Here is a 19,764-nt window from a genome sequence, read left to right on the forward strand (position 1 = left end):
CGATGACTTCGGGGGAATCCTTCGGTTGCTTCTTCATAGCTCCATTTTCTCAAACAAGGGAGCCTCCACAAAACCCGGGGCGGTTCACTTCCTGGTGAACAGCAGATGCTCGGTGTACGAGGACCGGCCGCTGGTCTGCAGGGTCCATCACTCGCTCAGCGACACTGCCCTCGACTGCAACCCGTTCGTTTCATCGAGCCGGCCGCCTATGTATAACCCCGACGTCGTCGAAGTTCCCTACCGGGTCATCAACGCCGCAGTGAACCCGATGGAACCGTGGGGGAACATTGCCGAGTTCTTTCCAGTTGAAACCGATGCGACCTAAACCTTAGTCAGAATACACGGACGAGTCGGCGCCTCGTCCGGGGATCTTGGCAATTGGCACGTCAACCGATTTGAACAGCGGCGATAGCACGCCTTTGTCTGTAAGGAGCTCGATGGCAAGCTCCTTTTGTGCATCGCACCTTGGATTGGTTCACTACCCCACTCACATCGGACCACCGGTATCACAACCATCAACAAGTTGTGTTTACTCAAGTTTCCCTGCTGCATATCCTTGAATAATTAAAAGGTTTTCATCGCAGCAGGTAGCAGCTCACCCAACCGCAGAAGGTCACCATGGCAGATACCGTGTTTCGCGCCCCCGACGTAGAGCCTGTGGCTCGTGCTAGTGCGCCCGCTGCCGAATATGCTGAATACAAGGCGCTCCGGGACAGGTTCCAATCCAGCGTCCTTGGACAGCTTGGGCCGGCGATAAAGGCGAGCACGCTGGCATCCCTGGACGGTCTTCCCTATCCGGTCAAGTTCCGCAACCAGGGCGCGCTGGAGGAATGGCGGGGCCTGTTCACCGCCCACGACTGGAGTCGGCGACTGTGGAACGATTGGGCTACCCCGCGCGCCACCTGCCTCGACTGCATCAACGAGCTGTGCTGGCAAGTCGACCAACATCTTGATAAGCGTGCGCGCCACCAGCGTCCGCCTGGCTGGCCAGACGCCACGTTTGCCACCGTTGTGAGGTGGGCTGCAAATATTCACTTCGAACGAAAACGCGGCGCACTGCTCGAGACCACGCCGGCGCTCGACGCCCTCCTGATGCAATCCGATATCGACGACACGCTGCCTATGCAGCTGTTCTCGCCACCATTCGATGCGCAGTACCTCCAGCTGAACCGCACTACGGCAGAACATTTCAGAACGCCAGATGACCTCATCAGTGGCCGCTGGATCGAGGGCATCTTCTGTTTTGTGAGCAGGCCCAGCTCGTCCGACGAACGCAACGAATTCATCACCGTGATTGAATTGGTGATCGTCTACGCTACCAACGACAAGGGTATCAGCGCGCAGTTGCTCCGCGGTCCCTTGCTCACGCCTGGCGAGACCGTCGTCCAGTGGGCCAGGGGAATCCTGATGGGTCAGGATGTCGACCGCACGCCCGACGACGATCCGCTGATGAAGCTGATCAACAACATCGTGAAAGTGTTCCTTTACCTCGGCCTGAAGGACGCGCGTAAGGAGGTGAATACGGAACACAGCGCCGCACTCAAGCGACTAGCGGGCGTGGGACCGAAAAAGCACGCAAAACTGCAGCGCCGCCTGGACACCCTGTATGACCACATAACGGTCGGCCCTGCGAGCGCACCGGCAATCCTGCTAGCGCCTGGCGCCACCGGCATCAGGGCGCCGCACTGGCGGCGCGGCCATTTCCGAGCCCAGCCATGTGGCCCCGCCCGCAGTTCGCGCAAGCTGATCTTCGTCGCTCCGATCCTGATCCATGCCGATCGGCTGGATGGCCAGCCACCGCCACCGAAGGCCTACGAACTCACCACAGGCCGGACCAGAAATGATGTGGCAGTGACCGGCGCAACGACGCAGCGTATTCAACCTGCCAGGTTCACGGCGGATAGCAGACAACCACTCGCTCGAGCTTTTCAAGACCGCACATGACGAACCTAAGTCGCTCCATTCACGATCTGACCTATGACCGGCAGCACCATCGCATCCTGCGCCTGTCATTCCCGAACGATGATGCCCCAAGCGCACAATTCCTGGTCAACAAGATCGACGCCACGGAAAGCCTGTCCAGGGATTTCGAGTTCACGGTCGAGTTGCTGTGCGACGCCGCCGACCTCGCTCTCAAGGAAATGCAGGGCAAGCTGCTCAACATCGAGCTAGTGCGCAGGGACGGCAGCCTGCGCTACTTCTCCGGCTACGTGTTCAGCTTCCGCCGCTGCCGTTCCGACGGCGGCATCACCTTTTACGAAGCGAGGCTCGGCCCCTGGCTGAAATTCCTCAGCCTGCGCAAGGATAGTTACCTGTTCCATGGGAAAACCTTGCGCGACCAGACAGAGGAAATCTTTCGCGGCTGTGGCACGCATGCCCAATGGGATTGGCGCGTGCCCGCTGACGACCCGGTCATGACCGATGCCTGCCAGTTCAACGAAACGGACTACAACTACCTGAGCCGACGCTGGGAAGCCGCAGGGTGGTATTACTGGTACGAACATGACGTCAGTGGACACAGGCTCGTCATCAGTAGCGATTCCACACGAGCTCCAGCGATCGATGGCGATACCGAGGTGCGCTTTCATGGCGAAGGCAGCTCTTTGGAAGAGGACGCCATCGACCGATGGTCGCCAGCACGTCAAGCCGTCCCTTCCAGCGTTGTCTTGAACGGCTTCAATTTCAAGGATCCGATTCCTACCAGCGTCAGTGTGCCCACTGTGAACCGACAGGGAGATGTGCCAGAGATCGAGTCGTATGAGTATACGGGCGCCTACGGCTTCCGGAACTTCAGGGATGGCGATGCGCAAAGCCGCATCCGCATGGAAGAATTCGAGGCCGTCGCCAAGTACGTCGAAGCACAAGGTAACGACCGCTTCCTGATGCCGGGCCGCTGGTTCCATTTGGTAGACCATTTTAATCACAACATCTTTGCTGCCAAGCGCGACGCCAGCAAGGACGAATTCCTGATCCTGTCCGTTCGCCACACCGCTACCAACAATTATCTGCAAGATGTGGATGAAAAAATCCTCTATCGAAACTGGGTGACCTGCACCCGCAAGAGCATTCCTTGGCGGCCAGGCAGGAGCTTCAACAGCACGGACACCAAGATACTCGCTCCGCAGACCGCCATCGTCGTCGGGCCATCCGGCCAGGACTCGATTCATACCGACGAGTACGGGCGGGTGCGGGTGCAATTCCATTGGGACCGGGTGGGCAGCAACGATGAACGCAGTTCCGCCTGGGTGCGAGTAGCCAGTTCCTGGGCGGGGGCAGAGCTTGGTGTGGCAGCGATCCCGCGAGTGGGAACCGAGGTGATTGTCCAGTGGCTGGAAGGCTGCCCGGATCGCCCGATCATCACAGGGGCTGTCTTCAATGAACGCAACATGCCCCCGTGGAGCGTTCCTACGCAACGGGCACTGACAGGATTGCGAAGCCGCGAGCTAGCTCCCGGCAACTCCTCCGCCGGGCGTAGCAATCATCTGGTCCTCGACGACACGAACGGGCAGATCCAGGCCCAGCTCAAGAGCGACCACCAGTGCAGTCAGCTCTCGCTCGGCCATATCACGCGTATCGAGGACAACGCTGGTCGCAAGGACGCACGTGGCGAAGGATGGGAATTGGCGACCAACGCATGGGGTGTCGCACGCGCCGCACAGGGCATGCTCATCACGACTGAGGCGCGGCAGAACGCCGCGTCCCACATGAAGGATCTAGGGGAGACCGCGCAGCGACTGGCATCAGCGGCACAGATCCAGGAACAGCTGGCTTCGATGGCGATCGATCACGAGGCCCAGGAGGCCGGCCAGCAAGAAGACGCTGCCAAGGACGTCAAAGTCCAGAACTCTGCAATCCGGGGAGCGCCGAAAGGGTCGTTTCCCGAACTTGCCGAGCCGCATCTTGTCATGGCCAGCCCTGCCGGGATCGAGCTGACGAGCGCGCAGTCGACCCATATCGCTAGCGAACGCCACACTGCGATCACGAGCGGAAAGAGTCTATCGGTGGCAAGCGCCGATGGCCTGTTTGCCAGCGTCGGCAAGACCTTCAGGCTCTTCGTGCACAAGGCAGGAATGAAGCTGATCGCCGCAAGTGGTGTCGTGTCGGTACAGGCGCAAAGTGACAACGTCGAGATCATCGCCAACAAAGTGCTCGACATGCTCAGCGAGACCGACTGGGTCAACGTTCGTGGGAAAAAAGGCGTTCGCCTGCACGGGGTCAACAACATGGTCGAGATCGGCGAAAAGGTGCAGTTTTTCACCTCCGCGCCTGTACTTTTCCACGGCAATCTCGAAACGCTGCCAGCCAAGAGCGTGTCGCAAGCATTCAACGAACGCTCGTCGGACTACCAGTTCGACCAGGAGGTCAACTTTGTCGACGCGAACCTGAAGCCCGAAAAGAACATCGCATACGAACTCGTGCGTGACGATGGATCGGTCATCGACGGCAAAACCGCAGCTAACGGCAGCACCGAGGTACAGAAATCGGGCGGTTTCGACTCCTACACCATCCGCTACAAGGGCGAATTACCATGAGCGATCAATCCGGATTGAACGAGCGCGGCAATCACCAGGGCGAATTCACGCAAGGCGTCGGCGGGTGGGCTGAATACACGGTCCACATGACGAAGACCTCCGACACGATCCGCCACGACGTTAAGCTCCCGCCCAAAAAAGTGATTCCCGTGATCTTCCTGCCCGGCGTGATGGGTAGCAATCTTCGGCTGAGTAAAAAACGGCAGAAAGAGCTCGATCGACCGGACAACCGATCCTGGCGCCCGGACGATATGGTCGGCATCAATGGCGCGGCCGCCCTTGCTGGGGCTGGACTGGTTGGCTGGTACAAGAATGCCTCGCCTGCGCAGCGCCAGCTCATGCTCGATCCGAACGAGACGGAGGTTGAGTACTACCACTACACGGAAAGCAAGGACCGCTTCGATCCTGAAGGCGCTGAAACGCTGGCATCGGACAAATTGCATCAAAACGTTCCCGACAGCCTCGAACCCATTCCGCCCCTGATAGGAACGCGTGCGGCAACAGGGCGGAGCTTCAGACGCGGGCCACTGGTGAAGAAGCGCGAAACGCCGGCACAGGTCGCACGATGGCGCGGCTGGAGTGAGGTCCTGTTCGCCGGCGCTTATGGGAAGATGTTAAAAACGGCAGAAAGCCACCTCAACAACATGGTGGTAGGTGGTGCCGCCAACCCCATGTGGAAGCCCTTCTTCGCCGATCCCCGCACCTTTGGCGGCGTGGATGCAGGCGCTGCACTGACGGAGCAGGATCTCAAGAAAATCGCCGCGTGCTGGTACCCGGTGCACGCCATGGGCTACAACTATTTGAAGAGCAACGGCGTATCTGCTCGGGTGATCGCGGACCGCATACGCGGGCTTGCCACAGGCTACCAGAAGCGGGGCTTCAAATGTGACGAGGTAATCATCGTCACGCACAGCATGGGCGGTCTGCTCGCTCGTGCGCTGATTCATCCGAAGTATGGCAACCTGCTCAACGACCCTAACGTCAAAGTGCTCGGCATTTACCACAACGTGATGCCGACCATGGGTGCTGCCGCGTCCTACAAGCGCATGCGTTTCGGTTTTCTGGAAGGATCGGGTTTTATAGCCGAAACCGGGGCAAAGGTCCTGGGAATTAATGGTGAACATGCCACCGCCATCCTCGCTAATGCCCCTGCAGCTTTGGAACTGTTTCCTGGTTCGGCCTATGGAAAGGCGTGGCTCAAGTTGGTAGACGGGTCCGGGCGCGAGATGTGGAGCTGTCCCGGTAACGCGGAAAGTGCCTTGGAGAGCATTTACCTACAACCACCGGACAAGTGGTGGCGGCTTCTCCATCCAGATTGGGTGAACCCAGGAAGAGTGAGAGCTGCTGCTGGTGGCGGCATCGCTGGCGTCATCTATCGCCTCAAAAAGGCCGCAGATTTTATAGAAGATATCAAAACTACATTCCACCCGAGCAGTTGTTATGGGAGCTTCTGCTCGTCATTGGAACGTCCCAGCTACGGCGAGGTAGTATTCAAAGTGGCCGACCGCGAAATTTGGGATGCCAGAAACAGCAGGCTCCCTCCGGTCGAGAGCTGGAAACTCTTGAGCGATGACGCCATGGGCACGCTGAAAGTCCAAGCTGGCACGCGCGTGTTGACCCTTACGCTGCAGCCCCCAGCAGCGCCGGGCGACGAAACCGTTCCTGCCGCCCGCTCCGCCAAACTGATCGCCGGGAAATTGTTCGTGCATGGCGAGATGAAGGGCAAAAGCTATGAGCACCAAAACAGCTACGCCGACCAAGACGTGCTGGCGTCCCTGCTGTATTCCGTTGTTCAAATCGCCAAGACAGCGAAATGGGAGTGATCGTGAAAACCATGACTTACATAATAAGTGGCTCTATCCTGGCTGTCTCGCTGATCGTTTTGGTTTCGTTACCTGGAAATTCCCGCAGTTACACTTATAAGGAGACTGCCGTGCCCGAACCAGTCAAGCTCAGCCCACGCCTGCGGGCATTGTTCGAAAAAACTAAGATCCTCTGTTTTGGCCGCTATGCGATCGAAGTGCCTCAGGAAGCGCAGCTCATTCCGGGGAGTGCCGTTCTCGACTCTGGCATTGAGGTTATTTCCGGCGGATTGGAGAAGGCAAAGCACCGCGCCGACGAGAAAATGAGGAAAGTAAAGTGGGAAGACGACACTGCCGATATCACTTATTACGGCCTAGGGCCGATCGCGGATAGCTGGCAAGTACGCTATTTCGAAAGCAAATACCATAAAGAGGACAATGCTCTCTTTTTCGATACATACATCAGCAAAGACCAACTCACATTCGTGTTGGATGATTCGATCTCAAAGGGCGAGACCGAAAGCACGGTAATCGCCCGACAGCTGGCGCGGGCCGAAAGCTTGAGATTGCGCGCTGCTGAGGAAATACCGACTGAGCCGGGTTTCTGCATCGAACACGGCTTCATGCCTAGCGACCGCTATGTGGCTCAGGAAACGATCAGTGCAGGGATTTACTTGCCCAGTCTCCCGGATGTCACCTTCTCCATCAGTTCCAACAAGGATGCCTACGCCGATTATGACAAGGCCAGATTCGAGGAAATGAAGCGTAACGAGTTGCCGCTGCTTGCCCGCATCAAAGATGCGCAAAAAACCCAGGGTGCGTCGTATCCCAAGCGGAACGTTCTGCGCGAAGGAAAACGGGACGTACAACATTGGAAGGGCGAAGAATCGCTCATTCGCAGGCCCGACGGCACTCACGATTTCGAATGGGCCTTCGTCGGTAGGCCGACAGACGTGGCAAACCCATCAGAGTTTCACGCCGCCATGTTCACCAAGGTCAAGGACAATTTAGTCGGGGCCGCTGATAAGGCATCGGTCAGCGACGACGAAGCCGTCGCGCTGTGGGACAAACTTCTCTCCGGCCTAAAGTTCCGGGTTAAAGTGCCCGGCGCACCCGAGGGTTCCTACTATTTACCTAAAAACAAACCGGATGGGTCCGCCGTCAAGTGACAATTCGGCGATACTGAAATCAGGAGCGACGATGAAACATCAGGGCCGAGGCGTGATTCGACTTAACGACAAGACCGACCATGGCGGCAAGGTCATCTGTGCCACATCGGAGACGATCGTCATGGGCAAAGCTGCGGCGCTTCAAGACGATATGACCTTTTGTCCGAAATGCAAAGGTAACTTCGCAATCAAGCCAGATGGCTCCGGTGCGCGACACCAGAATAAGCCCTACGCTTATGACGGTGACACAACGGAATGCGGGGCACGGTTGATTAGCTCAATTGAGTGGTAAATAGGGTAGATTGCTAAAGAGCTTTCTTTCTGCCCTCTTTTCCCTCTACCACTCGACTCGGAATACACTGTAAATCTTTTCGATACATCAATGTGCCGACCACCATACTCCGCGATGCTATGCAATAACCGTGTCCTACATGGATAGGATGCTGCCGATGATTGCTTTATGCAACCCCATAATGAAGAGGTAGAATTTGAATGTGACCAACGTGCATCCTAAAAGTCCTAGGCCGAATTGCATTGATCCTGTTATCACCTTTGACCGATAGATGCGCCACGAACGCCAACCGACTACTACAAGCATCGTTGCAGCACTAGAAAGACCCAAAACTCTGTTATCCCAATGGAGGTGCACTTTAATGTCGGCTAGCACCCCTACTAGATCGGATGGCCTTTCAAAAACCGCAAGCAAAATAGCAAGAGCGAATACCAACCCTGCAACGAACGCATCGACCGAGCACAACAACGCGGCCCGTCCCGAAATACTTTGCTCGCTCATTTTCTCCTCCATCGTCGAGTGAATCTGATCAAAATCGTTAGAAAAGAGCGTGGTCGATTTCGTTGGACCGGCCGCGCGATATGATTCGTCCAAGTTTTTTAAAGGCTTCCTTGTTTAGGAGAATGGAGTCAGAAAGAATCAACCCGAGTATTCCTCGAAGTCATCGATCGCGTTGTGCGTATGATCAGTTAAGCCGGTAACCAGCATGATTAATAGTGGGCCGATCACGCCGAACGCAGCCAAGACCGGACGCAGCCCGAGACGCTGTGATGCTGGGTATGCTATTAAAAGCGAAATACCGGCTGCGTCCACGAACAATCACCGCCAGAGAAGAACGCGTCAAGGTGCTTGAGCGAGGGGTGCTGCGCAAGGTAGCGGAGATCGCACCTTGCCTCGTACTTTTATCGCCCAGCTGAAGCTCGGCCACCACCGCCAGCCATGAGAGAACTCATCGAGCGTTGTCACAGTGCGTGAAAACTGATACAGATTTCGTCGTCCCAGCGACTTCAATTTGAGTATCTGTTAGCTGCTCTGCAGCGAACCTCGAGGCCGCATTTCCCTCCATTCGATTATTTCACTCTCTAGCCAACCTGATGAGCGAGTGGACAGCTTAAGTTGCGCTGGAAAGGTGCCCTGCTTGATGGCTGCGTAGATGCTTGAGCGGGAAAGCCCGGTCATGGCAATGACTTCGCGGATGCGGATAATGCGGCCGTGGCTCGGAAGAACTGGGGTTTGCATTGCTATTCCAATCAGTTGCGACGTCTTCAAGAATAGCCCTGCAAGCTGGGGTAGGACCAGCGCCTAATACCCCCGATTTTCGCCCCTTTCTCCGCTCGGCGATCCTCCAGGCAACAACATCGCGTATTGTGTGTGACTGGGGACGAGGCTGGACAACGGCCTCGGTCCAGCCTCATGGTGCCAGTCGACCGAGATCTCTCTCGGTCCGTACATGACGGACTTCGTCACGCCGCTGCAGGGAGGCTACTGCCACCTCGTCGAGGTAGTCAGCCCAACGCTGCATCATCGCGCGCCGCTCCTCCAGGTAACTTGCCCGGTCATGTCGCCTTTGTACCCCATCCGCTCGAGCGCCTTCAGCAGGGCGTTATTGCTCATTGGGCGCTGAGGGTCGCGCATGTTGGGGAACAGCCAAGTGCCGCCGCCGGTGAGCCGGTGCAACTGGCGCAGCAAGACCAGTCCCTGCCGCGGCAGGCAGACATGGTGGTCGGTCTTGTTCGGGTTGATACGCCGCTTGCCGCGCTTCATACGGCGCCACGGGATGACCCACTCGCCGGTCTCCAGGTCGATCTCTGCCCACGGCGTCTCGATCAGCTCGGAAGTTCGAACGAACACCAGCAGCATCAGGCGCATCGCGACCCGCACAGGCAGTCCCATGCAGGCCTCGTTCGCGTTCAGAGCGCGCAGGAATTCCGGCAGTCCATCCGCCCCGATCGCCGCGAAGTGGCCCTTCTCCCGCGGCGCCAGCACCTCCCGCAAATGCTCCGCCGGATTGCGCTCGGCCAGCCCGCACCGTACCGCGTACCTGAATACCCGCGAACAGTTTGCGGCAAGCCGGCTTGCGATCTCGAGTGCCCCGCGCCGCTCGACCGCGCGGATGGCATCGATGACGTCACGTGGCTGGATCTCGGTGACGGCCAACTTCCCGATCTGCGGGAAGACGTCCTGTTCAAAACGATGGAGGATATCGCGGGCGGTCTGGGGCTGCCACTGCGCAAGCATCGTCTGGTGCCATTCGCGCGCCACTTGCTCGAAAGTGTTTGCGGCCGCCATCCGCGCCTGGCGCGCCTGCTCGTCGCGCACGCGCGCCGGATCGGAACCAGCAGCAAGGAGTTGGCGGGCGCTTTCGCGCCGCTCGCGCGCGTCAAGGAGCGACACGGCCGGGAAGGCGCCGAAGTGAAGCTTGTTTTCCTTGCCGTTGGGCTGGCGGTACTTCATGCGCCAGTGCTTGCCGCCGCTTGGCGTGACCTCGAGGTACAGGCCCCCACCATCGGCGAGCTTGTAGGGCTTCTCGCGGGGTTTGGCGTTCTTGATCTGCAGCTGGGTCAGCGGCGGTACGCGCTTGGGCATTTTGGGGGCCTCCTGTCCAAGGGAGCCCCAAACGAGGCCCCAAGGATGCTGGCTCTTGGGGGACGGTACTGGACAGTATTAGGCAACAAAAAACCCGCTGTCTCTATGAGAACAGCGGGTTCTTTGATGTCCCTAAACATCTAGGGACTTTAGTCTGGCGGAGAGGGTGGGATTCGAACCCACGGTACGGTCACCCGTACGCCTGATTTCGAGTCAGGTACATTCGACCACTCTGCCACCTCTCCTAATTCGGTGCTGCGTGGTCGCCGTAAGCGAGGCCGCATTATAGCGGCTGTTTTCCATTTGTGGAAGGTGAACTATTCCATTACATTAACCCACTACTTGCAACACGCAATAAAATTTCACCAAAGCAGATAAGGCGAAATAATATTTCACTTCTTGGCCGCGGACGGCGTGAGAACCGCATCAGCCCTGGCACGGTCTTGCGCCGAGAGCTTCGGCTCGATCTGGCTGAGAGCCAGTCCAGCGCGCTCAAGACCGCTGGCCTTGGCAAGGCTGAGCCAGGCATAGGCCATGCCCAGGTCCTTGTCCCCGCCTTCGCCGCCCACCAGCATGGCAGCCAGGTTGAACATGGCTTCCGAATCGCCACCCATGGCCGCCTGGTTGAACAGCTGGCGCGCGGTCGCCAGGTTCTTCGGCACCTGCTCGCCGGTGTAGAAATAGGTGGCCAGCGCGCTCTGCGCCTCCGGCAGCAGCTTCAGGGCCGCCTCCTTGTAGTAGACGATCGCCTTCGACTGGTCGGCCTTCACGCCCTCGCCCAGGTCGTACATGCGGGCCATGGCGTACAGCGACCTGGCGTGGCCGGACTTGCCGGCCTCGGCAAACCAGGCGCCCGCCTGCGCATAGTCCTGCGCCACGCCCTCGCCGCCGGCGTAATACAGCCTCGCCAGGTTGAACTGGGCCGGCACATAGCCCTCTTCCGCCGCCTTCTGGAAGTAGCCGCGTGCCTGCTTCAGGTCCTTCGGCCCACCGGCGCCGGCCTGCGACGCCAGCCCCAGGGTATTCAGGGCCGGCACGAAACCGAAGTCGGCGGCCTTGGCGTACCACTTGCGCGCGGCGGCCTGGTCCTTCCTGACGCCGCCGATGCCGTGCTGGTGGATCCGCGCGAGCAGCAGCGCCGCTTCGATCATGCCGTTCAGGGCTTCCGGCTCCTTCGGGTTGAAACGCAGCGCGTCCTTCCTGGCATCGAAGCGCTGCCCCGCGGCGCGGTCGAGCCAGTACAAGGCCTTGTCGGTACTGCGCGGCACGCCCAGGCCGTCCAGGCTCAGTTTCGCCATCAGGACCGCCGCTTCCGGATAGCCGATCTTGTCGTAGGCGGCCTCCAGCTGGGCCGCCGCCTTGTCGTATTCCTTGGCATCGAGGTGCTCCAGGGCCTGGGCGAAGGATTTGTCGTTGCGGATGATGCGCTCGCGGCCCGAGGCGAAGCGGCGGTCGCCGACCTCGCACGGGCCCACGTTGTTGCTCGACGCCGCGCCGGTGATCGAGGAGGAGTCGACCGCGTTCGATGCGTCGCCGTAGGGGGCGTTCGGATTGAATTTTTGCAGGGTGGCGGACGGCATGGGGGTGCCGGTCTCGCTGAGCTCGCCGGGTTCCTGCATCTGCTCGAGCTGCTCGATATAGGTTTCCTCGTCGTCCTGCTGAGAAAAGTAGACGCTGTCGAGGGCGCATTTCTGCGCCAGCGTTCCGCGCAGGACGCGACGCTTGGCGGCGTAGACCTTGGCGCTCTCGCCGGTCGGCGTCGACTTGGAACCGGTGATCTTGACCACCTGGCCCGGGGTGGCCGATTCGGTGGGTGCAACCGGCGTCTGGGCAGCGGCGGGCGCCAGGGTGAACAGGAGGGCGATGCCGAGGAGAGGTTTCAACATGGTTGGTCGCTGGCCGAGTGGGACTAGCGGTAAGTGTGCAACCAGGAATGAAAAATTTCCAACTATTTTCGGAGTGGATGAGAAGTGCTCAGCAGTCTGATCGGTTGAGGCGTTGAACTCCGCATTGGGCAGGCTGGAAAATAAAAAAGGCTCCCGAAGGAGCCTTTCTTTATTAATACTGGCGGAGAGGGTGGGATTCGAACCCACGGTACGGTCACCCGTACGCCTGATTTCGAGTCAGGTACATTCGACCACTCTGCCACCTCTCCTAATTCCATGCGGCGTGGTCGCTGCAAGAGACACGCATTATAGCGATGGTCTTATAAAAACGGAAGAGCAAATTCTTACTGCGTGCAAAAACTTGCGCTGCCAGGCACCCTGCTTCAGGCAGCAGGCGCCAGACGCTCCAGCCCACCCATGTACGGACGCAGCACTTCCGGAATGATCACGCTGCCGTCAAGCTGCTGGTAGTTCTCCAGCACCGCCACCAGCGTGCGGCCCACGGCCAGGCCGGAACCGTTCAGGGTGTGCAGCAGTTCCGGCTTGCCAGCGGCATTGCGGAAGCGGGCCTGCATGCGGCGCGCCTGGAAGGCTTCGCAATTCGACAGCGAGGAAATCTCGCGGTACGTGTTCTGCGCCGGCAGCCACACTTCGAGGTCATAGGTCTTGGCGGCCGAGAAGCCCATGTCGCCGGTGCACAGGGACATGACGCGGTACGGCAGGCCCAGCGAAGTCAGGATGAACTCGGCCTGGCCGACCATCTCTTCCAGCGCCGCGTAGGACTGCTCCGGATGCACCACCTGGACCAGCTCGACCTTGTCGAACTGGTGCTGGCGGATCATGCCGCGGGTGTCGCGGCCGTAGCTGCCCGCTTCCGAGCGGAAGCACGGGGTGTGCGCGGTCATCTTCAGGGGCAGCTGGTCGAGCGCCACGATCTCGTCGCGCACCACGTTGGTCAGCGAGACTTCCGAGGTCGGGATCAGGTAGAAGTGCTCGCCCTCGCCTTCCGCGCCGCCCTTCTTCACCGAGAACAGGTCGGCTTCGAACTTGGGCAGCTGGCCGGTGCCGCGCAGCGAATCGGCATTGACCATGTACGGGGTGTAGCACTCGGTGTAGCCGTGCTGGCCGGTGTGGGTGTCGAGCATGTACTGGGCCAGCGCGCGGTGCAGGCGTGCCATGCCGCCCTTCATCATCGAGAAGCGCGAGCCGGTCAGCTTGGTGGCGGTGTCGAAATCCAGGCCCAGCTTTTCGCCGATGTCGACGTGGTCCTTCACCTCGAACTCGAAGGTGCGCGGGGTGCCCACCTTGCGCACTTCAACGTTGCCCGATTCGTCCGTGCCCTGAGGGGTGCTTTCGTGCGGCAGGTTCGGCACCGCTTCGATGAAGCGCGCCAGTTTTGCCTGCACTTCACCCAGGGCGACCTCGTTGGCCTTGAGCTCGTCGCCCAGGCCGGCCACTTCCGCCATCACGGCCGTGGTGTCTTCGCCCTTGCCCTTCATCATGCCGATCTGCTTGGACAGCGAATTGCGCTTGCCCTGCAGTTCCTCGGTTCGCGTCTGGATCGCCTTGCGTTCCGCCTCGATGGCGTTGAACCCGGCCACGTCGAGCTGGAACTTGCGGGTCGCCAGGCGCGCGGCGACGGTGTCGATGTCTTTGCGGAGAAGTTGGATGTCAATCATGTCGGGTTGGGCTTGCGTATGTCGAAAACACAATTGTACCAAGCCGACACGGAATCCTAGCGAGATTCGACAACGGTATCCTTGACCGTCCTGCCGGGCCCTGCGCCAGCCCTTCCCTGCATTACTTCAGGCCGGCTTTTTCCGCGACGCTCAGGCGCGGCGCCTTGACCACGACCACGTGCACGGTCGAGTCGATCAGGATCGCCGATTCGTGCTTGACGACTTCGACCGGGCGGGCGGAGGCGGTGGCGTAGCTGGCGACCAGGCCCAGTGCGGCGGCGCTCAGGAAAATGGCTTCGAAGTTTTTACGGATGTTCATGGTGTTCTCCCTTGGTGTTGCAGCGTTGGTATGCTCGAACTTTACCGGCGCATCACCGCCGCAGCCATCGACTTGCGATGAAGTGCTGAAACGACGGCATAAAATGCAGGGAGGGCGGACCAGGCGCGATCGGAGTGGTGTCAGTGGCCTGGCGCGGCCCCGGCGGCAGGGACGACCACGGCATCGTCCGTCGGACTGCGCAGCGGCGCGGTGCGGCGCACGAAGGGTGTCATGGCAAACAGGATGAAGAGCCAGATCGGCGCTTCGTAGAAGAACATCTTCTCGTTGATGGGAATGAGCATCAGCAGCACGGAGAGGACCAGGCCGTTGGCGAGGAGCGTGCGCCCCATCACCAGGGCAAACGCGAGCACGACGACGATGCCGCCGCGGGTCAGCAGGTTGAAGATCATGCCGATGTCCTGGTAGTAGCAGCGCACGCAGGGATCGTTCGCGAAGCCCACGCCGATCAGCTTCTCTTCCAGGGTCAGCGCCAGCCACGCGTTCACGCCGTCGATCCGGTGCGACAGGCTGCCGTCGTCCTGCTCGAAGAAGCGCGTTTCGAGGTGCTCGAGCACGCCGGACAGCACTAGGTATGCGCACAGCGACGCGACGAGCACGACGACATGGATGAGGCGCACCTTCGAATGCCACAGGTAGCCGAGGAGCAGGACCATGACCGGCACAAAATAGACGGAGGAGCCGGAGTTGGTGACGAACACCGACAGCACGGCCACGAAGCACAGCGAGACGAAACGGACGCTGAACTCGGAGGTCAGCATCAGGATCGCGGCCAGGCAGGCGATGTAGTTGGCGTAGGTGCCCGGCTCGACGTGCAAGCCGGAAAAGCGTGCGATGTTGAGGTAATCCTCGACGAAGCGGCTGTTGGAACCGAAGATCATCTTGTGGAAGTCGAAGATCGGCGCGCCCAGCAGGTGGAACATCAGTGCCTGCGCAGCGATGACCACGGCATTGAGCAGCAGCAGCCAGGACACCGCCGTCACGAATTCGGCGCGCCACGCGAAGCTCGCCTCGTAGATGAAGACGGCCAGCAGCACGTTCAGCAGGACCAGCAACAGGAAGTGAAAGGGCACGGGCTTCACGACGAGCGCATGGAACACGAACATCGCCAGCGTCACCAGCACCAGCTGGCTCTCCACCCGGAAGCGCAGCCTGGTGATGACGAACAGGGGCGCCAGCGCCAATGCCGAGACGCCGGCCGAGAAATACTTCGGGAACATGCTCGGATTCGGCCCGCCCTGTTCGAACGGGGTAAACAGCAGGAACAGCGGAATGAACAGCGCCAGGGCTGCCAGCATGCTTCTGCTACGTGCTTGTGGGTGCGCTGGCATGCCTGCTCCCGTGGGTACCTAATAAGGTTTCAGCCGACCACCCGGTCGCCGCCCTGCCCTGCCGGCAGCGCTGCACCGGCCTCCGGCGCGGCGCTGCCGGCCGGCGCACAGGGCAAGCCGGCGAGGATGCGCCCGAAGCGCTCGTAATTGACGGCCGCGTTGAAGCGCTCGTCCCAGAAGCGGCGCGCGGCGCGGCGCCAGGCGGCGGCGGCTTCGCGGTCCTTGAAGCGCGCGATGGCGGCCGCGACCGTCGCAGCGTCGGCGTCGGCCGGCACCAGTACGCCGTTGGCGCCGCCGATGATCTCCGGGCTGCCGCCGACGTCGGTGGCCACGATCGGAATGCCCACCGAAGCGGCCTCCATCAGGCTCACCGGGATGCCTTCGCTGTCGCTCACGTTGACGATGAGGTCGAACGTGTCCTCGCGGTACAGGTCCATCAGCTCGGCCTGCGTCAGGTAGCCCTTGAACAGCGCCTGCGCGCGCGGGCCCAGGCGGCTCGCGGCATGGCTTTGCACCGCCTCGAGCAAGGGGCCGTTGCCGACATGCGTCCAGCGCACCTGCAGGGAGGGATCGGCCGCCAGCAGGTGCGCGATGGCGTCGACCAGCAGGTGCAGGCGTTTGCTGGCGATGACGAAGGAGCACGACACGATGCTCAGCGGGCCGCCGCCGGGCTGGCGGTTGAGAAAGCCCGGATCGTTCACCCCGAGCCGCGCGAGGTGGAATTTCGCGGCCAGGTGCGCATAGTGCTGCTCCAGGTAATGCTTGCCGTGTTCCGAGATGCAGTAGATCTCGTCGACCTCGGCGATGATCTCGCGCCGCAGCCCGGCATAGCCGGCCGGCTTGACTTCCTCGTACAGGTCGCCGCGGTGGGCGCGGCAGATGACCCGGGTGCTCCCGCCGGAGGTCCTGGAGAAGCGCGCCGCCCCGAGGATCTCGGGGACCAGCCAGTAGAAATAGATGACGTCGTAGCCGGCCTTGCCCGCGCGCTCCTGCTGTTTCAAGAAGCGCTCGAACATGTTGGCCCGGTAGAGCGCGCGGACCAGCTCCTTGAAGTTCGCCAGCTTGCCCGGCCGCTTCAGGATCAGCCTGAAGTCGGACAGCCAGCGGTACTTGAACAGGCTCATCGCGAGTGCGGCGAGCATCCGCGGCACCCGCAGCGCACCCCAGCGACCGTCCGCGTAGGCCAGGTTGACCGGCTGCCGGGCCGGACGCGGCGCCTCGTCGCGGGAATAGAAGCCGGGCACGATCTCGATATGGCCGAGGTGCTGCGCGACATGTTCGAGCTCGGCTGTAATAAAGGTCTCGCCATTCCCATACGGATACAGCGAAGTCACCATCAACATCTTCGTTGTCGTCATCCTTGGTCTCCTCCTGGCGCGGCTGCTGCCCCGGCGCCTTCCTGCGCGATACGCCTGGCCATGATGCGCCGGTACATGAATACCGTATAGGCGGCCGTCGCCGTGAATGCCACGCTGGCAGCCAGCGCCGCTCCCCAGGTGCCGTAGGCGGGGATCGCCAGCATGCAGCCGACGCCGTTCAGTACCAGCGACAGCGTGGCCCCGACGATGTTGACGCCCTGCCGGCCCATGCCCGCCAGGGAATTGGCGATGACGTTCATGTAGCTCCAGGTGATAATTCCCGGTAACAGGACAATGAAGGGAAGCACGGCACTCGCGTAATCCTTCCCGAAGGCCCACGGAATCAACACGGTCGACAGCGCCGCCGCCAGCATTCCCACCACGAGCGTGATCTTGAATACGGCCAGGGCGATACGGCCGACCATCTGGCGCAGCGCCGCCGGGGTGCCGTTGGCGGCCGCCGATTCCGGGAACACGACCACCGAGGCCGCGCTCGCGATCAGCCATAGCGCCTCGGCCAGTTGCACCGAGAGCGCGTAGATGCCTGCCGAGGACGGATCGAGCAGCAGGCTCACCATATACAGGCCGACCCGGTAGTTGAGGAAGGTGATCACGTTGCTCAGGTGCGCCCGCAGCCCGTAGCCGATCATCTTCGCCAGGACGAGCGCGCCGCCGACGGGCGCGGCCGGGTAGCGCCGCACCCGCACTTCGCTGGCCAGCCACAGCGAAGCCTGGCTCAGGATATGGCAGGACAGCACCGAGACGACACTGATGGCGCCGCTGGCGCCCAGCACCAGCACGCCCGCGCAGAAGGTGAAGGGCTGGATCAGCGCGGTCTTGTTGAAGGTGGCGTAGTCGCGCGCGCCCTGGATCAGGGATACGGTCCAGGCCGCCAGCAGCATGGCGGGAAACAGGAGGCTGGCATACAAGGCCGTGTCCTTGCTCGTCCCGGGCAGGTAGCGCCCGATCATGGCGTCGCTGCTCAACGCGAGCGCGAGCACGGCCATGCCCCATAGCGTGCAAGCGAGTATCCAGTTGACGCGGCGCATCGCCGCGGCATCCGGGGTTCCGCTGCTCATGTGGTAGACGTGACTGGAAGCCAGGCCCAGGTTCAGGACGGCGTACAGGGTTTGCGGCAGCAGCAGGGCCGTCACCAGCAGGCCATTGTGGTGCGGGCCGAGCTGGCGCGTGGTGACCCACAATGCGACGAAGTACAAGGCGCTCGAGAGCATCTGGCGCAGCATCGTCGAGCCGATGGCGGTCGAGAGGTTGCGCCGCGAATCCGGGCTGCGGCCGAGCGGCAGCGACGCAAGCAGGCTCTTCATTTGGGTCAGCATAGGCTGGTCGTCGCTGTATGTGCTCGCTGTCGGGTTCGGATGCGGATGGAGCCGGGACTCCACGCCATGTGCCGGGTGCGCCGGCGCCTGCGGTCCGCCGTGGCGCCTCCAGTTCATTATCCGGACCCGTCATCGCGACATGCTGCGCACGATCAAGCCGGCAGGCGCGACGAATCAATTGCCGAAATTAAATAACGACGGAATGGCGCGCTAGTCGGGCAAACGCAAGGTGCGCAATCGTGCGCCGGTTTAAGCTCGGGATCCCGGCGGCCACGGCGCCGCGCTCATCCCGTCGTCAGAGATAATGAACCCGCGAAGCTTTCGATATCCGATGATCGTCTGCATCCTGCTGGTGGCCGGCCTCGGCCTCAAGGCATGCATCTCGCTCGAGCACCCGGTCGACCCGCGTGCCCTGTACGTCACCCCGCGCGGAAGCGACAACAACCCGGGCACCGAGGGCGCGCCGCTGCAGACGATCGGGGCCGCCGCCAGGCGTGCGGTCCCGGGCAGTACCGTCCACGTCGCGCCCGGCACCTATCGCGAGAACATCAAGTCGATGAAGAGCGGCACGCCCACGGCGCCGATACGCTATGTCTCGACGGTCAAATGGGGCGCCAGGATCATCGGGGGCGGTGTCGAGGCGGTCTGGGAAAACCATGGCGAACACGTCGAGATCAACGGCTTCGACGTGACCGGCAGCGGACGCAACGGGATCCTGAATTACGGCTCCTGGGTGCGCGTGCTCAACAACCACGTGCATGAGCTTGCGGTGACGGGCGGCTGCAGCAGCAATGGCGGCGGCGGCATCGTGTTCAGCAACTACCAGGCCTCGGACGGCGAGATCAGCGGCAACCTCGTGCACGACATCGGCGAGCCGGGCACCTGTTCGGGCGTGCAGGGAATCTATTACTCCAACCTGCGCGGCAAAATTTACAACAACATCGTTTACCGCGCCTCGGCATGGGGAATCCACCTCTGGCACGCCGCCAACAAAGTCATCGTCGCCAATAACACGGTGTTTGCAAACGGCTCGGCCACGACCGGCGGCGGCATCGTGATGGGGACCGGCGATGCGCCGGGAAATGTGGTGATGACGGAAACCAAGGTGATCAACAATATTGTGGCCTATCACCCTCGCGCATCGATCAGGCAATACTGTTATCGCGGCGAGTCCTGCATCGGCGCCGACAATCTTGTTGCGCACAATGTGGTTTTTGGAAATGCTGCGAAGATTGAAATGTTAGTCGGAAAAGATATTGGGACAATTACCCAAGATCCTTTATTCGTCGATTTCCGCCCCGATGGCAAAGGCGACTATCGCCTGCGCAAGGATTCGCCGGCCCGCAAGCGCGGCCTGGCTGCGCTTGCGCCCCCCAGCGATATCGAAGGAGCGGAGCGTCCGCGTGCTCCCGCAGTGGACATCGGTGCTTATCAACGGCTTTGTTGCGCAAATCA

General features: G+C 60.9%; 15 protein-coding genes, 2 tRNA genes and 1 pseudogene. 7 read left to right on the top strand and 11 right to left on the bottom strand.

Features of this window, described 5'->3' with window-relative positions; translation table 11 throughout:
* The 6 genes and pseudogenes from B2R83_RS02470 to B2R83_RS02495 all read left to right on the top strand — a co-directional run.
* A pseudogene (locus tag B2R83_RS02470) lies at nucleotides 1-325 on the top strand (hypothetical protein); the annotation flags it as partial.
* A 293-nt stretch (nucleotides 326-618) separates the two neighbouring features.
* On the top strand, nucleotides 619-1,944 hold the full coding sequence (locus tag B2R83_RS02475) for a hypothetical protein (protein ID WP_292038124.1): 1,326 nt from the start codon (nucleotides 619-621) through the stop codon (nucleotides 1,942-1,944).
* The gene (locus B2R83_RS02480) at nucleotides 1,941-4,532 is read left to right on the top strand and encodes a type VI secretion system Vgr family protein (protein ID WP_292038125.1); all 2,592 of its coding nucleotides are present in this window, start codon (nucleotides 1,941-1,943) and stop codon (nucleotides 4,530-4,532) included. The genes B2R83_RS02475 and B2R83_RS02480 overlap by 4 nt, the downstream gene beginning before the upstream one ends.
* The gene (locus B2R83_RS02485) at nucleotides 4,529-6,355 is read left to right on the top strand and encodes an esterase/lipase family protein (RefSeq protein ID WP_292038126.1); all 1,827 of its coding nucleotides are present in this window, start codon (nucleotides 4,529-4,531) and stop codon (nucleotides 6,353-6,355) included. The genes B2R83_RS02480 and B2R83_RS02485 overlap by 4 nt, the downstream gene beginning before the upstream one ends.
* 11 nt (nucleotides 6,356-6,366) lie before the next feature.
* A complete protein-coding gene (locus B2R83_RS02490) occupies nucleotides 6,367-7,503 on the top strand; it encodes a T6SS immunity protein Tli4 family protein (RefSeq protein WP_292038138.1) in 1,137 nt (378 codons plus the stop codon).
* Between the two features lie 31 nt (nucleotides 7,504-7,534).
* Nucleotides 7,535-7,795, top strand: coding sequence for a PAAR domain-containing protein (locus B2R83_RS02495; RefSeq protein WP_292038127.1), 261 nt, complete (start codon nucleotides 7,535-7,537; stop codon nucleotides 7,793-7,795).
* A gap of 135 nt (nucleotides 7,796-7,930) precedes the next feature.
* On the opposite strand, the gene B2R83_RS02500 is transcribed toward B2R83_RS02495, so the two are convergent.
* The 11 genes from B2R83_RS02500 to B2R83_RS02550 form a co-directional block, all read right to left on the bottom strand.
* Entirely contained in the window at nucleotides 7,931-8,296 is a 366-nt protein-coding gene (locus B2R83_RS02500) for a hypothetical protein (protein ID WP_292038128.1), read from the bottom strand.
* Between the two features lie 522 nt (nucleotides 8,297-8,818).
* Nucleotides 8,819-9,034, bottom strand: coding sequence for a helix-turn-helix transcriptional regulator (locus B2R83_RS02505; protein ID WP_292038129.1), 216 nt, complete (start codon nucleotides 9,032-9,034; stop codon nucleotides 8,819-8,821).
* 282 nt (nucleotides 9,035-9,316) lie between these two features.
* The gene (locus B2R83_RS02510; RefSeq protein ID WP_292038130.1) at nucleotides 9,317-10,381 is read right to left on the bottom strand and encodes a tyrosine-type recombinase/integrase; all 1,065 of its coding nucleotides are present in this window, start codon (nucleotides 10,379-10,381) and stop codon (nucleotides 9,317-9,319) included.
* A gap of 155 nt (nucleotides 10,382-10,536) precedes the next feature.
* Nucleotides 10,537-10,626, bottom strand: a tRNA-Ser gene (locus B2R83_RS02515).
* A 147-nt stretch (nucleotides 10,627-10,773) separates the two neighbouring features.
* Entirely contained in the window at nucleotides 10,774-12,267 is a 1,494-nt protein-coding gene (locus tag B2R83_RS02520) for an SEL1-like repeat protein (protein WP_292038131.1), read from the bottom strand.
* Between the two features lie 179 nt (nucleotides 12,268-12,446).
* A tRNA-Ser gene (locus tag B2R83_RS02525) sits at nucleotides 12,447-12,536 on the bottom strand.
* 114 nt (nucleotides 12,537-12,650) lie between these two features.
* Entirely contained in the window at nucleotides 12,651-13,946 is a 1,296-nt protein-coding gene (gene serS, locus B2R83_RS02530) for a serine--tRNA ligase (protein WP_292038132.1), read from the bottom strand.
* Between the two features lie 121 nt (nucleotides 13,947-14,067).
* The gene (locus B2R83_RS02535; RefSeq protein ID WP_292038133.1) at nucleotides 14,068-14,265 is read right to left on the bottom strand and encodes a hypothetical protein; all 198 of its coding nucleotides are present in this window, start codon (nucleotides 14,263-14,265) and stop codon (nucleotides 14,068-14,070) included.
* Between the two features lie 140 nt (nucleotides 14,266-14,405).
* Entirely contained in the window at nucleotides 14,406-15,581 is a 1,176-nt protein-coding gene (locus B2R83_RS02540) for an O-antigen ligase family protein (RefSeq protein ID WP_292038134.1), read from the bottom strand.
* Nucleotides 15,582-15,643: 62 nt separating this feature from the next.
* On the bottom strand, nucleotides 15,644-16,972 hold the full coding sequence (locus B2R83_RS02545) for a glycosyltransferase (RefSeq protein ID WP_292038135.1): 1,329 nt from the start codon (nucleotides 16,970-16,972) through the stop codon (nucleotides 15,644-15,646).
* On the bottom strand, nucleotides 16,969-18,309 hold the full coding sequence (locus B2R83_RS02550; RefSeq protein WP_292038136.1) for a polysaccharide biosynthesis C-terminal domain-containing protein: 1,341 nt from the start codon (nucleotides 18,307-18,309) through the stop codon (nucleotides 16,969-16,971). The genes B2R83_RS02545 and B2R83_RS02550 overlap by 4 nt, the downstream gene beginning before the upstream one ends.
* A 331-nt stretch (nucleotides 18,310-18,640) precedes the next feature.
* Here B2R83_RS02550 and B2R83_RS02555 point away from each other — a divergent pair.
* A partial coding sequence (locus B2R83_RS02555) for a right-handed parallel beta-helix repeat-containing protein (protein ID WP_292038137.1) occupies nucleotides 18,641-19,764 on the top strand: 1,124 nt, incomplete at its 3' end.

It is taken from the genome of Massilia sp. UBA6681 (assembly GCF_002454935.1).
GTDB classification, from domain to species: domain Bacteria; phylum Pseudomonadota; class Gammaproteobacteria; order Burkholderiales; family Burkholderiaceae_D; genus Telluria; species Telluria varians.